15 protein-coding genes are annotated in these 19,974 nt (G+C 68.1%); 7 read left to right on the top strand and 8 right to left on the bottom strand.

Annotation, left to right across the window (positions count from 1 at the left end):
* The first annotated feature begins 38 nt into the window (after positions 1–38).
* The 4 genes from ACZ6SF_RS23780 to ACZ6SF_RS23765 all read left to right on the top strand — a co-directional run bounded on the left by ACZ6SF_RS23780 (position 39) and on the right by ACZ6SF_RS23765 (position 6,793).
* Complete coding sequence (locus ACZ6SF_RS23780; protein WP_466064585.1) at positions 39–1,862, top strand: ABC transporter ATP-binding protein; 1,824 nt, start codon at positions 39–41, stop codon at positions 1,860–1,862.
* Positions 1,859–3,598 carry an ABC transporter ATP-binding protein gene (locus ACZ6SF_RS23775; protein ID WP_466064583.1) on the top strand — a complete coding sequence of 580 codons (1,740 nt, stop codon included), beginning with the start codon at positions 1,859–1,861 and terminating at the stop codon, positions 3,596–3,598. The genes ACZ6SF_RS23780 and ACZ6SF_RS23775 overlap by 4 nt, the downstream gene beginning before the upstream one ends.
* 79 nt (positions 3,599–3,677) lie before the next feature.
* A complete protein-coding gene (locus ACZ6SF_RS23770; protein ID WP_466064581.1) occupies positions 3,678–5,066 on the top strand; it encodes a serine/threonine-protein kinase in 1,389 nt (462 codons plus the stop codon).
* A gap of 197 nt (positions 5,067–5,263) precedes the next feature.
* Positions 5,264–6,793 carry an alpha/beta hydrolase gene (locus ACZ6SF_RS23765; protein WP_466064579.1) on the top strand — a complete coding sequence of 510 codons (1,530 nt, stop codon included), beginning with the start codon at positions 5,264–5,266 and terminating at the stop codon, positions 6,791–6,793.
* 157 nt (positions 6,794–6,950) lie between these two features.
* Here ACZ6SF_RS23765 and ACZ6SF_RS23760 read toward each other — a convergent pair whose 3' ends face one another.
* From ACZ6SF_RS23760 to ACZ6SF_RS23740, 5 genes are all read right to left on the bottom strand, one after another.
* Positions 6,951–8,210 (bottom strand): amidohydrolase family protein, encoded by a 1,260-nt coding sequence (locus ACZ6SF_RS23760; RefSeq protein WP_466064577.1) that lies wholly within the window; start codon positions 8,208–8,210, stop codon positions 6,951–6,953.
* 250 nt (positions 8,211–8,460) lie between these two features.
* A complete protein-coding gene (locus ACZ6SF_RS23755) occupies positions 8,461–9,891 on the bottom strand; it encodes a FadD3 family acyl-CoA ligase (protein ID WP_466064575.1) in 1,431 nt (476 codons plus the stop codon).
* Between the two features lie 16 nt (positions 9,892–9,907).
* Positions 9,908–11,104 carry an amidohydrolase family protein gene (locus tag ACZ6SF_RS23750; protein WP_466064573.1) on the bottom strand — a complete coding sequence of 399 codons (1,197 nt, stop codon included), beginning with the start codon at positions 11,102–11,104 and terminating at the stop codon, positions 9,908–9,910.
* A 35-nt stretch (positions 11,105–11,139) separates the two neighbouring features.
* Positions 11,140–12,702 carry an AMP-binding protein gene (locus ACZ6SF_RS23745; RefSeq protein WP_466064933.1) on the bottom strand — a complete coding sequence of 521 codons (1,563 nt, stop codon included), beginning with the start codon at positions 12,700–12,702 and terminating at the stop codon, positions 11,140–11,142.
* A 219-nt stretch (positions 12,703–12,921) separates the two neighbouring features.
* Positions 12,922–13,506: a TetR/AcrR family transcriptional regulator gene (locus ACZ6SF_RS23740; protein WP_466064571.1), complete on the bottom strand. Its 585-nt coding sequence runs from the start codon at positions 13,504–13,506 to the stop codon at positions 12,922–12,924.
* A gap of 390 nt (positions 13,507–13,896) precedes the next feature.
* Here ACZ6SF_RS23740 and ACZ6SF_RS23735 point away from each other — a divergent pair, with 390 nt between their 5' ends.
* Positions 13,897–15,165, top strand: coding sequence for a cytochrome P450 (locus ACZ6SF_RS23735; RefSeq protein ID WP_466064570.1), 1,269 nt, complete (start codon positions 13,897–13,899; stop codon positions 15,163–15,165).
* A 63-nt stretch (positions 15,166–15,228) separates the two neighbouring features.
* The gene (locus ACZ6SF_RS23730; RefSeq protein WP_466064568.1) at positions 15,229–16,065 is read left to right on the top strand and encodes a mycofactocin-coupled SDR family oxidoreductase; all 837 of its coding nucleotides are present in this window, start codon (positions 15,229–15,231) and stop codon (positions 16,063–16,065) included.
* 378 nt (positions 16,066–16,443) lie between these two features.
* On the opposite strand, the gene ACZ6SF_RS23725 is transcribed toward ACZ6SF_RS23730, so the two are convergent.
* From ACZ6SF_RS23725 to ACZ6SF_RS23715, 3 genes are all read right to left on the bottom strand, one after another.
* Positions 16,444–16,914: a DIP1984 family protein gene (locus ACZ6SF_RS23725; RefSeq protein ID WP_466064566.1), complete on the bottom strand. Its 471-nt coding sequence runs from the start codon at positions 16,912–16,914 to the stop codon at positions 16,444–16,446.
* Between the two features lie 105 nt (positions 16,915–17,019).
* The gene (locus ACZ6SF_RS23720; RefSeq protein WP_466064564.1) at positions 17,020–17,916 is read right to left on the bottom strand and encodes a serine hydrolase; all 897 of its coding nucleotides are present in this window, start codon (positions 17,914–17,916) and stop codon (positions 17,020–17,022) included.
* Positions 17,913–18,788 (bottom strand): LysR family transcriptional regulator, encoded by an 876-nt coding sequence (locus ACZ6SF_RS23715; protein WP_466064562.1) that lies wholly within the window; start codon positions 18,786–18,788, stop codon positions 17,913–17,915. Before ACZ6SF_RS23715 ends, ACZ6SF_RS23720 begins: the two co-directional genes overlap by 4 nt.
* A 163-nt stretch (positions 18,789–18,951) precedes the next feature.
* Between ACZ6SF_RS23715 and bla the strand changes: the two genes are divergently transcribed.
* Positions 18,952–19,905 carry a class A beta-lactamase gene (gene bla, locus ACZ6SF_RS23710; RefSeq protein ID WP_466064560.1) on the top strand — a complete coding sequence of 318 codons (954 nt, stop codon included), beginning with the start codon at positions 18,952–18,954 and terminating at the stop codon, positions 19,903–19,905.
* Positions 19,906–19,974 lie beyond the last annotated feature (69 nt).

The following is a 19,974-nucleotide window of genomic DNA, read 5'->3' as shown; positions in this document are numbered from 1 at the left end:
CGTGACTACCACCCGAAATCATGTGTAGGGGATCCTCCGTGCCCGAAGACAGCCCGGCCGGCGACGGCCGCCGCGAGGCGGCCGCCGCCACCAAACAGGCGAAACAAGCCGAGAGGGCGGCGCGCCGTGCGGTGCTCGCACCGGTGCGCGGGCGCCTGACCCTGGCGAGCGCCATCGTTTTCGTTTCCGCGGTATGCGCGGTGCTGCCCTATGTGCTCATCGTCGAGGCGGCCCGCCGCCTCCTCGACGACGCGCGCAGCGATGTCTGGCAGCCGGTGCTGGTGGCGCTCATCCTGCTCGGCCTGCGCGGCATGCTGTATTCGGGCGCGCTGCTGTGGACCCATGTCATCGATGCCGACAACCAGTTACTGCTGCGGGAGGCGCTCGCGGACAAGCTGCGCCGGGTGCCGCTGGGCTGGTTCGGGGCACGTTCCTCGGGTGAGGTCAAGAAACTCCTCCAGGACGATGTCGAGTCCATCCACTATCTGGTCGCCCACGCGCAGATGGAGTTCACCGCGGCGATCGTGACGCCGGTGCTGACCCTGGGCTACCTGTTCCTCGTCGATTGGCGGCTGGCCCTGGTACTGCTGGCGCCGCTGGCGCTGTACGGCGTGGCGCTGGCGGCGATGATGGGTCGCAATTACAGCGAGAAGCTGCGCGAATACACCGAGTGGGAGAAGAAATCGGAGTCGGCCACGGTCGAGTTCGTGGACGGTATCCAGGTGGTCCGCGCGTTCGGGCAGGCTCGGCGGGCGCATCACCGCTACCGCGAGGCGGTGGAGGGGTTCACCGACTACTTCACGGCCTGGACCACGCCGATGACCCGTATCGAGGCGGCGGCGGGCCTGTTCCTCAATCCGGTGTTCCTGCTGGTGGCGGTACTGGCCGTCGGCCTTCCGCTGGTCTCGGGCGGGATGCCGGCACTGGATCTGCTGCCGTTCCTGCTGCTGGGCCTGGGGTTGGGTACCACCGTGCTGACGGTCGGCTATTCCGCGCAATCGCTGAGCCAGGCGGACGCGGCGTGCCTGCGGCTCTACGAGCAGCAGCAGGTCGCCGAGCTGGAACAGCTCGCCGAGTCCGGGCCGGCCGGTGACGAGCCGGCCGGGACCGTCCGGTTCGAGGACGTGTGGTTCGGATACCACGAGGGGCACGATGTGCTCAAAGGCGTGACGGCGACCCTGCGTCCCGGCACGATCACCGCGCTGGTCGGCCCCAGCGGCTCCGGAAAATCGACCATGGCCAAACTGCTGCCGCGGTTCCACGACGTCACCCGGGGGCGGATCACCATCGACGGGCGCGATATCCGCGCACTGCCCCAGCAGGATCTGTACCGGCGGGTGGCGTTCGTGTTCCAGGACGTCCGCCTGCTGCACGAGACGGTGCGCGCCAATGTGGCACTGGCGCGGCCGGAGGCGACCGACGAGGAGATCCACCGCGTCACCCGGGCCGCCCAGATCCATGACCGCATCCTGGAACTACCGCGCGGCTACGACTCCGTGATCGGCGACGACGCGCGACTGTCCGGCGGTGAGGCGCAACGGCTTTCCATCGCGCGCGCCCTCCTGGCCGACGCGCCGATCCTGGTGCTCGACGAGGCGACCGCCTTCGCCGACCCCGAATCCGAGGCGGCGATCCAGGACGCCCTGGCCGAACTCGTCGCCGGGCGCACGGTGCTGGTGATCGCGCACCGGCTGCACACCATCACCGGAGTCGACGAACTGCTGGTCCTCGCGGACGGCACGCCGGTCGAACGGGGCACACACGACGAGCTGCTCGCACTGGGCGGCACCTACCGCGCGCTGTGGGACGCGAACGAGGCCGCGGTCCGCGACCTCGGCGAAATCGAGGGAGTCGCACGATGATCCGCCAGATCGTCCGGTTGGTCCCGGACCGGTACCGGCCGCTGCTGCCCCGCTACGCCGCGGCGCTGATCGTGCTCGGGGTCGCGCAGGGTATCGCCTACGTCCTGCTGGCACCGCTGCTCGAGGATGTTTTCGCCGACCGGCTCGGCCGCGCGGGCTGGTGGCTCGCCGCGATCGTGGGCGCCTTCGCCGTGGTCGCCGCCGCCAGCTTCCTGCAGGCCCAGATCGGCCTGCGCATCGGTGTGGCCCTGATGCGGCATCTGCAGATGCGGCTCGGCGATCACCTCGCCGCCATGCAGCTCGGCGCGTTCGGCGCCTCCACCTCGGGCCAGGCCACCCGCCTGATCACCTCCAGCACCCGCGAGGTCATGGGTGTTCCGGCGCATCTGCTCACCCCGCTGGTCACCGCCGTGTTGGTACCGGCGACCGTCGCGGTGGGCATGCTGTTCATCGACTGGCGGATCTCCCTGGCGATGGTCGCCAGCGCGCCCGTGCTGTACCTGGTGAACCGGTGGGGCGGCGCGCTCTTCGCCCGGGCTACCCACGGCCAGCATCAGGCCGCGGCCGTGGCCAACTCCCGCGTGATCGAGTTCGCCCAGGCCCAGCCGGTACTGCGCGCGTTCGGCGCCGACGACTCGGGCACCCGGTCGCTGCGCGCGGCGCTGCACGAGCAGGGCCGCGCGACCAAGAGCGCCATCGGTGCGTCGGTCCCCGGGCTGGTGCTGTTCTCCTTCGTCGTCCAGCTGACCTTCATTCCCCTGGTGTGGCTGGTGATCTCCCTGGCGACCTCGGGCGATATCTCGGTGCCGGTGGCGATCGCGCTGATCGTGGTCAGTTCCCGGTTCGTCGAACCGCTCAACCAGGCCGCCGAATTGTCGACCGCCATCCGGCGCGCCATGGTCGCGGTGAACAAGATCAACAAGTTCCTGGACGGACCGGTTGTCACCGAACCGACCGACGCGGCGGAACCGGTCGATGCCGGGATCCGGTTCGAGGACGTCACCTTCGGATACCGTCCGGAGGAGACCGTGCTGAACGGTGTGTCCTTCGTGGCCGCCCCCGGCACGACCACCGCGATCGTCGGCCCCAGCGGCGCGGGTAAGACGACGGTGCTGCGGCTGGCCGCCCGGTTCTACGACGCCGGTGCCGGCCGCATCGCGCTCGGTGACCGCGATGTGCGCGACCTGACCTCGGAAACCCTGCTGAACCGGGTCTCCCTCGTGTTCCAGGATGTGTACCTGTTCGACCAGTCGGTGCTCGACAACATCCGTGTCGGCCGCCCCGATGCCAGCGACGACGAGGTGCGCGAAGCGGCCCGCATCGCGCGGGTGGACGAGATCGTCGCGCGCCTGCCCGAAGGCTGGGACACCCGGGTCGGCGAGGGCGGCACCGCGCTGTCCGGCGGTGAGCGGCAGCGGATCTCGATCGCTCGCGCCCTGCTCAAGAACGCTCCCGTGGTCCTTCTCGACGAGGCGACCAGCGCCCTGGACCCGCAGAACGAAGCGGCCGTCGTCCGGGGCATCCGGGAACTCACCGAGGGCAGAACCGTACTCGTGGTCGCCCACCGCCTCCCCACCATCCGCCATGCCGACCAGATCCTCTTCCTGGACGGTGGCGGGATCGTCGAACGCGGCACCCACGACGAACTGCTCGCGGCCGGCGGGCGCTACGCGGCGTTCTGGTCCGAGCGCAGCCGGGCGGCCGGGTGGCGGCTCACCGCGGCGGCCCGGGCCTGATGCCGCGCGCCCGCGGTGGACCGGCGGCCCATTCCGGGTTCCAGTAGGGTTGCCCTCATTCGAGGGGAGGGAGACCCGGGTGGGGCAGGTGCTGGCGGACGGCCGGGAATTCGCGGGCTACCGCATCGAACGGCTGCTCGGCGCCGGCGGAATGGGCGAGGTCTACCTCGCCCGTGATCGTGATCTGCCGCGCTGGGTCGCGCTGAAGCTCCTGGGTGGGGCGGTGACCCACGATGCCGATGTGCGAGCCCGGTTCCAGCGTGAAGCCGATACCGCGGCCCGGCTGGCGCATCCCGGTATCGTGAACGTGTACGCCCGTGGTGAGCACGAGGGGCATCTGTGGATCGCCATGGAGTACGTGGACGGCACAGACGTCGGGGCGCTGCTGCGGCACGGGCCGCTCTCGCCGGACCACGCGGTGTGGGTGGTCACCGAAGTGGCACGAGCTCTGGATTACGCCCACTACCACCACATCTTGCATCGGGATGTGAAGCCGGCCAATATCCTGCTCACCAGCGGTGCGCACGAGCGGGTGCTGCTGGCGGATTTCGGTATCGCCAAGGCGCTGGACGAATCCGTGAATATCACCCGTACCGGTGAAGTTTTCGCCAGCTTCCGCTACGCGGCGCCGGAACAGTTCGACCCCGCCTCCGGTGTGGATCCACGGGTGGATGTCTACGCGCTGGGCGGAACTCTCTACCACATGCTCACCGGGACCTACCCGTTCCCCGCGACGACCAGCGCGCAATTGATCCACAGTCACCTCAACCTGCCCGTTCCGTACGCGTCCGCGCAGAACCCCACGCTCCCACCGGGTTTCGACGCGGTGATCGCCAGGGCCATGGCCAAGAACCGGCACGAGCGCTTCGGCAGTTGCGGTGAACTGGCCGCGGCCGCCTCCGATGTGCTGCGGGGGCCGGCTGCCGGACCGTCCATGGCCGCGGTTCCCGGCCAACGCGTCCCGCCTCGTGGAAAGCGGGGCAGGAAAGTACTGCTCGCAGGGGCGGTGGTCGGCGTCTTGGCGATGCTCGGCGCGGCCGCCACGGCGGTACTGGTGGCCGTGGACAACGCCCGCGAGGTCGAAGAGGACCAGAAAGGCCGCCGGGCGCTGGAAGCGCGCGCGTGCGAAATCGGCGAACTGCTGTTCTCCGTGGACCATCGGAATGCCGATACCGCGATGAAGGCGATCTCCGATAATTCGACCGGGCAGTTCAAGACCAGTATGGACGGAAGCGCGGGCACACTGGCCGACCTCCTACAAGAGCAGCAGGTCACCACGCGGGCACAAGACCTGGAGTGCTTTTTCAAATCCGGTGACGATCAGCGCGCCGACGTCTTGGTCACCGGAACCCAGCTGACCACCAGTGCCGCGAATCCCACGGAAACGCCCAAGCACATCACCATGACGATGGGACTGGAATACGTCGACGGCCGGTGGCTGTGCGGTAGGGCCGATATGCCGGCCTGAGGTTCGCGCCACGGTGATCCCGCACATTCGCGAACGGCGGTGTTGTGTGAGCTCGCGGGAATCCGGGCAGTCGACGGCCGTCGGCTCCGTACCGGGACCGCGCGTGTGACAGGATCGTTCAGTTCGTCGTCGCTGCGCTGAGGGGCTCTGGTTTGGTTTTTCGATTCGGGCCCAACGGATTCGGTCGGATCCGGCGTGTGGTGCTGGTGGTCGCGGTCGGCCTGGGGGTGCTCGGCGCGCCGGGCCCGGCAGCGGCGGACGAGGGTATCGACCCCTATCTCGATCGCCTCGCCGAGGGCGCGGCGACTCCGGCGCTGGAATGGTCGGACTGCCAGGACGGCTTCCAGTGCGCTACCGCGGAAGTGCCGTTGGACTACCACCGGCCACAGGGCGATCGAATCGGACTGGCAGTGATCAAACTGCCCGCGACCGATCCGGCACACCGTCTCGGCACCCTGTTCGTGAACTTCGGCGGACCGGGCGCCTCCGGCGTGGACCGGCTGCGGGAGCGGGCGCGCTGGCCGTGGCTGTTCTCCGAGGAATTGCGGGCGCGGTTCGATGTGGTCTCCTGGGATCCACGCGCGGTGGCCCGCAGCGCCCCGGCGCGCTGCTTCCCGTCCGAGGACGAACAGCTCGCCTTCCTTACATCCGCACCCGAGATGCCCGCCGCGGCCGACGCCGAGGCTCCGTTCTACGACTGGTCCCGCCGATTCGCCGAGCGCTGTGCGCAACAGGCCGGGCCGATCCTGGATCACGCGTCGACCGGTAACACCGCCCGGGATCTGGATCTGCTGCGGCGCGCGGTCGGCGATGCGAAGCTCAGCTATCACGGCATCTCCTACGGCACCCAGCTGGGCGCCGACTACGCGAATATGTTCCCCGGGCGGGTCCGGGCCCTGGTGCTCGACGGATCGCTGGACTTCGAGGGCAATATCAACGGACATGCCGCACAGGGTGCCTCGCTACCCCTGGACACCAGGCAGAACGTCGCCGATGCGATCGCCGCCACCTTCGACGCCTTCCTGCGCGACTGCGCCGCCGCGGGTCCGCGCTGCGCGTTCTCCTCCGGTGACCCGAAACTCAAATGGACGACTCTGGCCGAGCGGGCGCGCGTGGCGCCCATCCGGGTCGACGGCCGGGAGTGGACCTATTCGGCGATCGTCAACGCGGCGGCGAGTCTGTCCCAGCCGTCCGGATACGCCGACCTGGCGGTTCTGCTCCAGACGTTGTTCGACGCGGGCACCGCGATTCCGGGACCGCTACCGGCCGCCGGTTCGTCCTATTCCGGCAACCGCACCGAGGCCTACCACGCCGTCCAGTGCGCGGACAGCACGGTGCCCGAGGATATCGGGAACTACAGTCGCGCCGCGGTATCGGAAGATCGGCGGGTGCCCTATTTCGGGCGCGTGGCCGTGTTCAGCAGTATCTCCTGTGCCTTCTGGCAGGGCCACGACGAGGATCGGTACACCGGGCCGTGGAACCGGCGCACGGCGGCGCCGATACTGGTGCTCAACAGCAGATTCGATCCGGCGACACCACTCGCGGGCGCCGAATCCGGCGCCGCGCAGCTGGCCGACGCGCGGGTGGTGGTGACCGAAGGAGCCGGCCACAGCAGCATGTACGTGCCGAGCGGCTGTACCGAACGGGTGAAACGCGACTACCTGTTCACCGGTGTCCTGCCGCCCGAAGGTACCCGCTGTCCGATCGACGGCCCGCCCTTCGGCTGACCGGCGTATGCCGTGCGGTCGATGCGGTGGGAAGCTCGGCAATCCGTTCCGGTCACTCCGACGCCTGCGGGACGCTCCGCGAGGTCGGCGCGGGCTCGCCGAGGGTCCGGCGGTTGGCGGGGCGGCAGGACGCGTGGTGACCCTGCCGCCCGTGCCGTCAGCTCGCGTGTTTGGCGGCGAACCGCTCGGCGTACTCCGCGCGGGTGGTGGTGGACAGATCCACATCCTTGGCGGCGGCGCGCAGCGCGCCGACCGTGGCCTGTTCCCGGGGGATGTGCTGGAACGGATCCCAGCTCAGATGGCGGCACGCGTTCTGCCAGGTGATCTTGTCGATATCGGAATCGTCGGCGCCCGCTTGTTCGAGCTCGTTCAGGACGAACTCGGGCGCACCGGGCCACAGCGAATCCGAATGCGGGTAGTCGCATTCCCAGGCGATGTTGTCGATACCGATCTCGTGCCGCAGTTTCAGCGACGTCGGGTCGGTGACGTAGCAGGCGAGCACATGCTCGCGGAACACCTCGCTGGGCATCTTGCCGCCGAAATCGCGGCGCAGCCAGCGCTGATTGGTGTAGTGCCGGTCGGAGCGGTCCAGGAAGAACGGGATCCAGCCCACGCCGCCCTCGGACAGGGCGATCTTCAGCTTCGGGTAGGTGCGCATCGCCGGACCCCAGAGCAGGTCCTGGGTGCCGATCAGCGAAATACTGGGAGCCAGGACCATGAGGTTGTCGATCGGGGCGTCCGGCGCCAGTTTCAGCACGCCGAAACCCTGTCCGATGTGCAGGTTCATCACCGTGTCGTTATCGCTGAGCGCCTGGAAGACCGGGCCCCAGTAGTCGATATCGTGGTAGCTGGGCAGACCGTCGATATGCGGCAGCTCCGGCATGGTCACCGAATGACAGCCCTTGGCGGCGACGCGTTCGATCTCGGCGACCGCGAGTTTCGGATCCCACATCGGCAGGATCGCCAGCGGGATGAACCGGCCCGGATAGGCGCCCGCCCATTCCTCGATATGCCAGTCGTTGTAGGCGGAGATCATCGCGACGGTGATCTCGTCCATGCCGCCGCGGCTGAGATGCCCGGCGCTGAACCCGGTGAAGGTGGGGAAGCACATGGACGCGAACACGCCGTTGGCGTCCATATCGCGGACCCGGTCGTGGATGTCGTAGACGGCGGGCCGCATCTCGGCGTAGCCGGCGGGATCGTAGCCCCATTCCTCCGGCGGCCAGGAGACGACGGCGTTGAGACCGGTGACGCCGGTCGGCCGGTCCCGGTAGATCCAGCGATCGATCCCGTTGTCGTCGACGACGACCTTGGGCACGTACTCGGCGTACTTCTTCGGCGCGTGGTTGTCGAACATATTGCGCGGCTCGACCACGTGGTCGTCGATGCTGACCAGAATCATGTCGTCGATATTCACCGGACTCCTCGCTGTTCAAGGTCGACGCCGGGCACGGCCCGGCTCAGGAGATCGAAAGTCTCTAATTATGAGAATCGCACTCTCTTTTGTGTCCGACGATACACCGTGGCGGGTGCCCCGGTCGAGATCCGGCCGATACGGCCGCGGGTCGGGAAAAGAGAAACGAGGCGGAGGGCGGGGACGCCCGGCCGCGGACGACGCGCACCGGATTCCGGCGGCCGCCGCGACGGCCGCCGGATATCCACCGAGGTCAGCGCAGTTGGTCCTTCACCACCTTGCCGGTGGCGTTGAGCGGCAGCTCGTCCAGGAATACCACCGACCGCGGCACCTTGTACCCGGCCATCCGGTCCTTGCTCCACGCGAGGAGTTCGGCTTCACCGAGTTCGCCGCGCTTCACCACGAAGGCCTTGCCCACCTGGCCGAGCCGGTCGTCCGGGACGCCGATCACCGCGGCCTGGGCGACCGCCGGATGCTCCAGCAGGAAACCTTCGATCTCCGCGGGGTAGGCGTTGAACCCACCCACGATGTACATATCCTTCTTGCGCCCGATCACCTTCAGCCGGCCGCCGTCGTCGAGGCTGCCGAGATCGCCGGTGTGCAGCCAGCCCTCGGCGTCCACGGCCGCCGCGGTGGCCTCCGGGTCGTCGAGATACCCCTGCATCACGCTGTATCCGCGGATCAGCACTTCACCGTCGCCGGCGATACGCAGTTCGATCCCGTCGCAGGCGCTGCCCGCGGTGGTCGCGATCTGCTCGAAGGTGTCACCGGGGCGGGAGGCGGTGGCGGTCCCGGCCTCGGTGAGCCCGTATCCGGTCATGATCGACCGGAACGGCAGGTCCTCCCGGATCCGCCGGATCAGGTCGACCGGGATATCGGCCGCACCCGTCACCGCCGCGCGCAGCGAGGAGATATCGCGCGCGCCGCGATATTCCAGCAGGGAGTGGTAGAGCGTCGGTGGCCCGGGCAGCATGGTGACCCGTTCGGTCTCCACGAGTTCGAGCACCTTGTCGATGTCGAACACCGGAACCGGCAGCATGGTCGCACCCCGGATCAGCGAGGACACGATGCCGGCCTTCAACCCGAAGGTGTGGAAGAACGGGTTGACCATCAGGTACTTGTCGCCGCGGCGCAGATCGGCCAGATCGCACCATTCCGCGTAGAGCCGCAGCGTCTGCAGATGGTTCATCATCACGCCCTTCGGGCGACCGGTGGTGCCCGAGGTGTAGATGATGTCGGCGATATCGGTGCCCGCGACCTCGCGTTCGAAAGGCTCACCGGAGGTGAGGAAATCGGATTCGAGGTCGTAGACCGGTACCCCGGGCGGCGCGGGATAGTCGCCGCCCAGGAATCCCTTCTGCACCAGCAGGGCCTTGGCGCCGCTGCGCCGGATCACATCGGCGGCCTCGTCGGCTTTGAACCGGGTGTTCACCGGGACCAGGGTGCCGCCCGCGGTCATCAGGCCCAGGGCGGCGACAATCCAATTCGCCGAGTTGGGCGCCCAGACCGCCGCGCGATCGCCCTTGCCGATACCGGCCTCGGCGAACGCTCCGGCGGCCCGGCGCACCCGGTCCCCGAGTTCGGCGAAGCTCCACCGCAGTTCGCCGTCGACGACCGCTTCGGCATCACCGAAGCGGTCCGCCGCCGACAGCGCCAACTGCGGGATGGTCTGCCATTCGCTCATGGGATGGTCTGCCCGCTCATACCTTGAGCAGCCGCGCCAGGTTGCCGCCCATGATCTTGGCCTGCTTCGCTTCCGGCATATCCTTGATCTCGTTGATGTAGCGCGCGGGCTCGGCCAGGCCCTCCGGGTGCGGCCAGTCGGAGCCGAACAGCACATGGTCTTCGCCCATGACCTGCGACAGGCGCTCAAGATCCTCTTCCCAGAACGGGCTCACGTAGAGGCTCTGCTTGATGGCCTCGATCGGATCGCGGAAGCCGAAGCCCTCCGGGGCCTTCTTGTAGACATCGGACAGCTGCTGCAACAGCGGCTCGAGCCAGGCCGAACCGTTCTCGATCACGGCGATCTTCAGATCGGGGAAGCGGTTCAGCGCACCGTGGCACACCCAGGAAGCGACCGCGTCGGTCACCGGCCGCCACTGGTTGGTCATGGCGAAGGTGTTGGTCTGGAAGGGCAGCATCTCGGAATCGCTGCCGTCCCACTCGGCGTCGAAACGCGAGTAGCCGCTGTCCGAGGAGTGCATGGTGACCAGCACGTCCAGTTCCTGAACGCGCTTCCAGAACGGATCGAACTCCGGCATCGCGAACGAGCGCATGCCCTTGAATCCGGGCACCGGCGCCGGGCGCACCAGGATGGCCTTGGCGCCGTGTTCGACGACGGCCCAGTTCAGCTCGGCGATGGCCCGCTCGACGATCGGCAGGGTGATCACCGGAACGGTGAAGATACGGCCGGAGTGCACGAAGCTGCCGTCCTGGCCCCAGTCGTCGAGCATCCAGCGGTTCAGCGATTCGATCACCGCGTGGATCAGTTCGGGATGGTGGCGCATCCGCTCCTCGACCAGGCTGGCCAGGGTCGGGAACATCAGCGCGCGCTCCAGCTGCAGGTCGTCCATGACCTGAAGCCGGGCCTCCGGGTTGCGGAAGGCGTCGATCGCCTTCATCGACTTGCCGAAGATCTCGCGCCGGCTCTTGCCCTCGGGATTGCCGTTCTTGAAGTAATCCTCCATCGCGCCGGGGCGGGCCACGACCTCGAAGGTGGGGTTGGGGATGTACTCGCTGATCTGGCCGAGTACCGCGATCTTGGTGCGGCCGTTGATCTCGACGTACTGGATGGCGCCCCGGTACTTCTCCGGCAGGTGCCGGGTGAGCGCTTCCTTGGTCTCGTAGAGATGGTTGTCCGCGTCGAAGAGCTGGTACGGCAGCTCGACTTTGCTCATGGAATCCTCCTTGGCTATTTATGAGAATCGTATTCTCATAAGGGTTCGGTTGCAACGGCCTCGTTGCGCGCTGCGGCCAGCTCGCGCCGGATGACGAATTTCTGGATCTTTCCGCTGGGGGTGCGCGGGAAGTCGGCGACGATATGCAGTTCCTCGGGCCATTTCTGCTTGGCCAGCCCGGCCTGCGCGAAATGCGCGCGCAGGGCCTCGATATCGGGTTCGGGCCGGTCGGGTAGGCAGCGGACCACCGCGGCCGTGCGCTCGCCCAGGCGGGGGTCGGGCACGGCCACCGCCACCCCCTCGGCCACGCCCGGGAGAGTGAGCAGGACCTCCTCGACCTCGAGGGCGCTCACGTTCTCCCCGCCCCGGATGATGATGTCGGATTTGCGGTCGGTGATGGTCAGATAGCCGTCGTCGTCCACCACGCCGATATCGCCGGTGTGGTACCAGCCCTCGTCGTCGAAGGTGCGGGCGGTGAGTTCGGGATCGGTGTAGCCCAGGCACAGATCGGGGCCCCGGCTGACGATCTCGCCGTCCTCGCTCAGCCGGAACTCCACCCCCGGTAGCGCGTTACCGTCGGTGAACAGCCGCTTATCCGCCGCGGCGGTGGCGAGGGAGCCGGTGATCGACGGGTGTTCGGTGCTGCCGTAGGAGCGGAACACGGTGATGCCGAGCTTCTCGAGCCGGGTGCTCACCGCCACCGGGACGGCCGCGCCGCCGAGCCCGGCATAGCGCAATCGCGACTGGTGCACGGGTCGGTAATCGGGATGGTCCAGCAGGCTGGTCATGAAATAGCTCACGCCGCCGCCGACGCAGATGTTCTCGGTCTCCATGAGCTCGAGCACCCATCCGGGATCCCAGGTATCGAGCAGATGGATCGGCGCGCCGTCGAGAACCGGGATGAGCAGGGCGTTGAGCATGCCGATGAAATGCCCGACCGGCGCCGCGGTGAGCTGATCGCCGCGATCGGGCGGGTACATCCCGGCCAGCTGGCGTACCTCGTAGCCGAGAGTGTTGTGGCTGTGTACGACACCCTTCGGCGCGCGGGTGGTTCCGGAGGTGAAGGCGATGCAGGCCGGCGCGTCCGGATCGGTCACCAGTAGCCCGCTCATCGGCTCGGGTTCGAGCAGATCGTCGAAATCCCGGCCGACCACACCGACCACCGGCACCGATTCGCCGACCCGCGGATCGAACTCGTTGTGGCCGAAGCGTTCGCAGGTGATGAACACCTTCGGCGTCACCGCGCCGAGGATGTAGCCGAGTTCCTTGCGTCCGTAGAAATGCGCGATCGGGACCACCGTCGTACCGAGCAGCGCCGAGGCCCAGTAGGTGGCCGCCGCCTCCATCCAGTTCGGCAGCTGGAACGCGACGATATCGCCCGGCCCGACGCCGCGGCGCCGCAATCCGGCGGCCAGCCGTCGCGCGATGCGCTCCACCTCGGCGAAGGTCCCCGACCACGGGCGGATCCGGGAGTGCACCCGGAAGATCGCCCCGGGTGCGGCGCTCAGGCTGCGGGCGAGCAGTTCGCCGAGCGTTTCGTCGGCCCACCACCCTGCTTCCCGATAGCGCCGGGCCAGCTCGGGGGGGATTTCTCGCAGGGTTGATCCGGGCCCGGGGGCGGTGCGTGATCCCGCTGGGCTCTCGCCGGTGCGTCGTTGCTGAGGCATGTGGAACTCCCGATCCCACCGCCGGAGACCGGCGGGAAAGTATATGGTTCTCTATGCAAGAGAATCATATTTCCGCCGAGGAGAACAAGTCATGATCGAGCCGGGGAGGGCGCGGGGCGGCGAGCGGGAGTATTCGTCGGGATGAGCCGCCTATGCTCCGCTCTCGAGGAAGCCGATCTCGCGTTCGGCGAACGCGAACGTTTCGGCGTGCCCCGCCGTCATCCCGAGGGCCTCCTCCAGGACGACCATCCGGGCCGCGCTGGTCATCAGCACCGAGAGCACATCGGCGGGGAAGCGGCTCGTATCCACCCCGTAGCCCTCGAGCAGCCGGCCCAGCGCCTCGGTCTGTGCCGCGCGGAACTGCTCGGAGTAGCGGACCACCTCGGCCCGGATGGCCGGTTTGTGGTTGGCCAGCCCGACGAATTCCATGGTGAACCGGGCCGCCGTGGTGTCGGTGCTGAACTCCCACAGCGCGTGCAGCGGGCGATCGGATTTCAGCACCTGGGCCAGGGCCTCCAGGCCCTGATCGGCGCGGCGCCGGAACACGTCGAGGAACAGGTCGTCCATCGACCGGAAGTAGTAGTGCACCAATTGCGGTTTGAGACCGGCGTATTCGGCGATCCGCCGCGAGGTCACCGCCGCCCAGCCCTGTTCCATCATCAGCCGTTCCGCGGCGTCCAAGAGGACGCCGCGGTTCTTCGCGTCGGGCGCACCGAGCCGACGGGGGGATGACATGTTCCGGCCTCCTCTGGGATATCCGCGATGTCCGCGCAGCTACGCCGGTCATGGGATCACCCGGGATGGTATCCCGCGGGCGGCCACTGTTGACGTGCTACCTCCGGCCATGCTAAGCATGTGCTCAGCATCACATCTGAGCGCTCGCTCAGCAAGGGTCGTCCCGGATCGGTACCGGGATACGGCTGTGACCTCGGATGGAGTGCGCGACGGCGCGAGGAGGCGGCTGTGGACATCCCGGAGCGGCAGTGCGCGTCGGCAACGACCTACGGCGGCGACTGCCCGAGCGGGCGCCAGCGAATATGCCCGCGCGGGCAGCGGAGCGCACGAGCCGTATCAACCGGTGATCCACGGTTGGCAACACGATTCTGTTGATATCAGGAGGTTCCCGTGACCGATTTCGATACGGTCGACTACTTCACCGACCCTGCGCTGGTACCCGACCCGCATCCCTACTACGACCATCTGCGCGCGAAGTGCCCGGTGACGCGGGAGCCCAACTACGGCGTCTGGGCGGTCACCGGATACGAGGAGGCCATCGAGGTCCTGCGCGATTCGGACACCTTCTCCTCCTGCATCGCGGTCGGCGGCCCGTTCCCCCCGCTACCGTTCACCCCCGAAGGCGACGACATCACGGCTCAGATCGCCTCGCACCGTGAACAGTTGCCGATGCACGAGCATATGGTCACCATGGATCCGCCGGATCACACCGCGGCCCGCTCGCTGCTGAACAAACTGCTCGTTCCCTCCCGGTTGAAGGAGAACGAGGAGTTCATGTGGAAGCTCGCCGACAAACAGCTCGACGAATTCATCGACGACGGGAAATGCGAATTCCTCGGCGCCTACGCCAAGGTGTTCACCCTGCTGGTGATCGCCGACCTGCTGGGTGTGCCGGAGGAGTATCACGAGGAACTGCGTATCAACCTCGCCGGCGGGCCGACCGTGGGATCGATCGACAAGGAGATCGTGCCGGTCAATCCCCTGGAGTGGCTGGACAACCTGTTCAGCAAGCTCATCTCGGATCGGCGCAAGAACCCGCAGGACGATGTCCTGACCTCCCTGGCCCAGGCGAAGTACCCCGACGGCTCGACGCCCGAGGTGATCGACGTGGTGCGTACCGCGACCTTCCTCTTCGGCGCCGGCCAGGAGACCACCGCCAAACTGCTGGGCAGCTCCATGCAGTTCCTGGTCACCCGCCCGGACCTGCAGGACGCGCTGCGCGCCGATCGCAGCCGTATCCCGGTGTTCATCGAGGAGACCCTGCGGATGCAGGCGCCGGTGAAGAGCGGTTTCCGGCTGGCGAAGAAGCCGGTGGAGATCGGCGAGGTCCCGCTGGACGCGGGTTCGCTGGTGATGGTCTGCCCCGGTGCGGCCAACCGGGATCCGCGGCGTTTCGAGAACCCGCACGATTTCGATCTGGACCGCCCGAACTTCCGGGAGCACATGGCCTTCGGCCGCGGCGTGCACACCTGCCCGGGCAGCCCGCTGGCGCGCGTCGAGGGCCGGGTCTCACTGGAACGGATCCTGGACCGGATGCTCGATATCCGGATCGACCCGGAAAAGCACGGCTCCCTGGACAACCCGACCTTCAACTTCGAGCCGACCTTCATCCTGCGCGGCCTGACCGATCTGCACATCACCTACACGCCCAAACGCTGACGAACCCGCAACACACGAAGCGATAACACGATCCGGCCGGCCGGATCGAGGAAAGAGGTAGACATGACCGGACGGGTCGAAGGCAAGGTCGCCTTCATCACCGGCGCGGCGCGCGGCCAGGGCCGCAGCCACGCGGTGCGGCTGGCCGAAGAGGGCGCCGACATCATCGCGATCGATATCTGCAAGCCGATCGATTCGGTGGAGATCCCGCTGGCCACCCCCGACGATCTCGCCGAAACCGAGGAACTGGTCAAGGCCACCGGCCGCAAGGTCGTGACCGCCGAGGTCGACGTCCGTGACTCCGACGCGCTGAAGGCCTCCCTCGCCGAGGCCGTCGGCAAGCTGGGCCGGCTCGACATCATCGTCGCCAACGCCGGGATCGCCAGCGGCGGCGATACGCTGGCCGAGACCGACGAAACGGTCTGGCAGGACATGATCGACGTCAATCTCAGTGGTGTGTGGAAATCGGTGAAGGCCGGTGTCCCGCATATCCTCGAGGGCGGCCGCGGCGGGTCGATCGTGCTCACCAGTTCGGTGGGCGGGCTCAAGGCCTACCCGCAGACCGGTCACTACGTATCCGCCAAACACGGTGTCGTGGGCCTGATGCGGGCCTTCGCGGTGGAGCTGGGTCAGCATATGATCCGCGTCAACTCGGTGCACCCGACGCATGTGAGCACCGCGATGATCATGAACGAGAAGACCTTCGCGATGTTCCGGCCCGATCTGGAGAATCCGACCGCCGACGATATGGCGCCGATCTGCCAGATGTTCCACACCCTGCCGGTGCCGTGGGTGGATCCGATCGATATCAGCAACGCGGTGCTGTACCTGTCCTCCGACGAGGCCCGCTACCTCACCGGTGTGACGCTGCCGGTCGACTGCGGGTCGATGCTGAAGTAGCCGGACATATCTCACGCGCGCGGCCCGTACGGCATACCGTACGGGCCGCGAGTGCATCCGTGCCCGTACAACGCCTCGACACCGGGCGCCGAGTTCAGCGAGGCCCACAAAGGGCAGACGCTTCGGGGGCCGAACCCCCGCGCGGCGAAGCCGCGCCGATAAACAGGGAGTACCCCGTACCCGCCCTCGTCGTCACGAATCCGCACCCGGTGGTGAATTATGCGCTGTGCGCACTCACCTGTGCACGCTGCTGGGCTGCGCTGTCGGTTGGGGAGTCGAACCCCCGCACTGCCCTTCGTGCGCCAGGAGGTGACCGATTGCCCGTCGGTCAGCGGGTTGTGCGCGCCTTCGTGAGGACTACCTGCTCCCTCTCCACGGTCAGTCCAGCAGATCGACCTCCCAGTTGGTCCGCTGTATCCGGACGTCGAGTTCCCGCAGTTCCGTGGCCAGCCGGTCGGCCTGTGCCCGGAGATCGGCGACCGGCAACGCGGACAGAATCTTCAGTTCCGACCGGAGTTGGCGCGCGTATCCGGGCCGGTTCTTGCCCGCGGCGGCATCGGCGGCGTCGGTGAGTACCGAATGCCGCAGTCGCAGCGCGTCCCGGCGGGCGAGCGCGTCGGTGAGGGTGCCGTCGGCGCCGATCCCGGTGGCGGCGTTGGTGCGATTGATCCGGCGGATCAGGGCCTCGTATTCCGTCAGCACTTCTCCGGCCTCCCGCAGCAGGGCCGCCGCGTCCTCGGCGGGCTCCTCGCCTTCCTGGAAGCGGGCGTTACCGACGATGCGGGCGCGCAACTGCTCGACCCGGCGTGCCGCGTCGGCGCGCAACGACAATGCCTCTGCCAGCTTCATACCCCACCCCTTCGGTCGTGGATCACGAGGTTCCGAGTATGGACCGGATCGCCCGGAAGATCATCTCGATTTCCGAATTCCGGGCTCCGGCTGCCGGATGAGCGATTATTCGGTCGGTAGCGCGCGGCGCAGTTCGGTGACCGCGATCCGCGCGGCCTCGGCGATCGCCGCGTCGACGGCGGGGAGTGCGGGGTCGGCGCGGGCGGCCCGGGTGAAAACGGCGACAGCGACCGGATATTCGCCCGGGAACTCGACCACCGCGACCTCGTTGCGGATGATGCCGACCGTGCCCGTCTTCCCGGCGACCGTCACCGCGTGGTGCGGGAATCCCGCCGCGATCCGATGCGGCCAGACCTGGCGGCGCATGACCGATCGGGCGAAGTCCGTCTGCGCGTCCGATACCACCGTGCCGCGCCACAGCGCCGAGAGCAGCCGGGTCATCTCCTCCGGGGTGGTCGCGCTGGTGTAGGCGGGGTCGTAGGCGGAGACGGTCCAGGCCTCGTCGTTGTCGGCGAGCGCGGCGAACGCCGCCGCGGTGTCGTGGGTATCGGTGTCCCGGACCAGGCTCGCGTGGATATCGGCGGTCCCGCCGACCAGCCGCGTGTGTTCCAGCCCTGCCGATTCGAGCAGTTCGTGCACGGCGGCGAGCCCGATCTCACCGAGCAGCAGATCCGCGGCGGCGTTATCGGAGACGGTCATCATGGAGGTCGCCAGATCGCGGCGGCTCAGCGTGACCGGATCGTGGAGTGTGGACAGGCCGGTGGGCCCGGGCGTACAGCCGGCCGGGTCCACGGTGAGGCGCGACAGTGGATCGATCCGGCCCGAATCGACCGCGCGGCAGTAGGCCAGCAGCAGCGGGAGTTTGTACACCGAGGCGGTGACCACCCGTTCGGCGCCGCCGACCGAGATCTCCTGCGCGCTGCCGTCGCAGCGGCGGGCGTGCAATCGTCCGGTGCATCCGGCGTCGGCGAACACCGCGCGGATGCGGTCGGCGACGGTCACCGCAGGCGCTCCCGGTAGAGAACCCGGTCCAGGGCGTCGGCCTGGTCCTCGGCGCCGGGGCGGTGGATCACCCGGCAGCGCAATGCCACGGCCTGCGGAGCGATCCGCAACCAGGCGACCCCCGGGATATCGGCGGGCGGGGTGGTGGTGAGTCCGAAGCTGCTGCCGGCGGCCACCGCCGCGAGTACCGCGCGGTCGTCGTGCACGGTGCGGGTGGGTACGTCCAGGCCGCGTTCGCGCAGCAGATCCCGGACCGTATCGGAGGCCGGGGGATTGGCGGCCCGGGGGTAGGTGGCATGGGTGAGGCCGGCCAGCATCGGGAACACCGGGCGTTCGGTGGTCGCGCTGCGGTGGTCGGCGGGAACGACGATCCAGCGCGGCAGTTTCACCACCGGCCGGCACTCGACACCGTCGACGAGTGCCGGATGTTCGATCACCGCCGCGTCGCAGAGTCCCGATCGCACCGCGGCGACGAGGTCGACCGTGCCGCCGACATCGGTGGATACCGCTTCGCCGGAGGTGTTCCCGCTGCGCAGAACGGTCACACAGGCCGTGACGAGCCGGTCGGGCAGCGCCGAGGTGGCTCCCCAGTGCACCGTGCCGCGGGTCCGGGCGATGCGCTCGGCCTCGGCCAGCAGCCGGGCCGCGTCGTCGACCAGTAGCCGGGCCCGGGGCAGCAGTTGCCGTCCGGCCGCGGTGAGGACGGCGCCCTGCCGGGTGCGGTGCACGAGTTCGACCCCGAGCCGGGTCTCGAGCCGCCGCAACCCCTGGGAGAGCGGGGGTTGCGTCATATCCAGTACGGTGGCCGCCCGGCCGAAATGACCCTCGTCCGCGATGGCGACGAAATAGCCGAGATGGCGGATGAGGTCCATAGCGATATTGAACCAGGGGCTCTCCAGGGGCCCTCCGGTAGTCGGTCGACACGCCGATCAGAGCAAATAAATGCCCATTGACCAGCTTTCATATCAAATATGAATCGCAGGCGGGAGTGTTGGATATTGGCGTCTGCCACGAGGATGCGTGTGTGCTGCCGGGGTGAACCCTCACCGATCCGAATCGCGTGCGCCCGCGGGCGGGCGAACGATGCTGGCCGCGCTCGCCGTCCTCGCGCTGACGGCCGGGGGCTGCAGCACCGACAAGGGTAGCGAGCCGCCGGCACTCCCCACTCTGAACGTACCGGGGAATTCCGCGCTGGCCACCACGCTGATGGAACTCGAGGAACGGCACAACGTGATCTACGGGATCGCCGCCTACAGTCCGACCGGCGCCCGCACGGTCGAATGGAACGCCGGCGACCGCTTCGCGATGTGCTCGACATTCAAGGTGTACGCGGTGGCCGCGCTGTTGCGGCTGGCCGAACGCGAGGAACTGAAACTGGACGAGCGGGTGCCGATCGCCGAGGACGAGATCGTGCCGAACTCACCGGTCACCAGCTATCGCGTGGGTGAAACCCTCACCTGGTACAGCCTCGCGCAGGCCGCCATCGTGCGCAGCGACAACACCGCCGCCAATCTCATCCTGCGCCGGATCGGCGGTCCGCGCACGGTCACGGATCTGGCGCGTACCGTCGGCGATACCGAAACCCGGCTGGACCGCTGGGAACCCGCGCTCAACGAGGCGCTGCCCGGCGACACCCGCGACACCAGTACCGCGACCGCGATGGCCACCGGCTACCACCGGCTGATCCTCGGCAACGGCCTCGCTCCCGAGTACCGGCGGATGCTCACCGGATGGATGCGCGGCAGCGTCACCTCGGGGGAGCGGATGCGCAAGGGGCTGCCGGTCGGCTGGGTGGCGGCGGACAAAACCGGCGCCGGTGGTTTCGGCACCGTCAACGATGCCGGTGTGGTCTGGAGTCCGGCCGGGACCTCGGTGGTGCTGGTGATCTTCAGCCGTTCGACCACCGGATACCCGATCGCGGCACCCAGCAACACCGCCGTCGCGGAGGCGACCACCGCGGTCCTGGAGGCGATGACCACCGCACGGTGAGGCAATACATTCGGTGCTCACCTGCGTCGATATCGAATCGAACTCGGAACCGGGCGAATCGGATATTGG

Source organism: Nocardia sp. NPDC049935 (genome assembly GCF_055586645.1).
This window is presented reverse-complemented; position numbering and strand designations above follow the sequence as displayed.

Coding starts and splice junctions, on each gene's coding strand:
- ACZ6SF_RS23775 (WP_466064583.1), top strand. CDS start 1,859: ATGATCCGCCAGATCGTCCGGTTGGTCCCGGACCGGTACCGGCCGCTG.
- ACZ6SF_RS23740 (WP_466064571.1), bottom strand. CDS start 13,506: ATGTCATCCCCCCGTCGGCTCGGTGCGCCCGACGCGAAGAACCGCGGC.
- ACZ6SF_RS23730 (WP_466064568.1), top strand. CDS start 15,229: ATGACCGGACGGGTCGAAGGCAAGGTCGCCTTCATCACCGGCGCGGCG.
- ACZ6SF_RS23715 (WP_466064562.1), bottom strand. CDS start 18,788: ATGGACCTCATCCGCCATCTCGGCTATTTCGTCGCCATCGCGGACGAG.
- ACZ6SF_RS23725 (WP_466064566.1), bottom strand. CDS start 16,914: ATGAAGCTGGCAGAGGCATTGTCGTTGCGCGCCGACGCGGCACGCCGG.
- ACZ6SF_RS23750 (WP_466064573.1), bottom strand. CDS start 11,104: ATGAGCAAAGTCGAGCTGCCGTACCAGCTCTTCGACGCGGACAACCAT.
- ACZ6SF_RS23755 (WP_466064575.1), bottom strand. CDS start 9,891: ATGAGCGAATGGCAGACCATCCCGCAGTTGGCGCTGTCGGCGGCGGAC.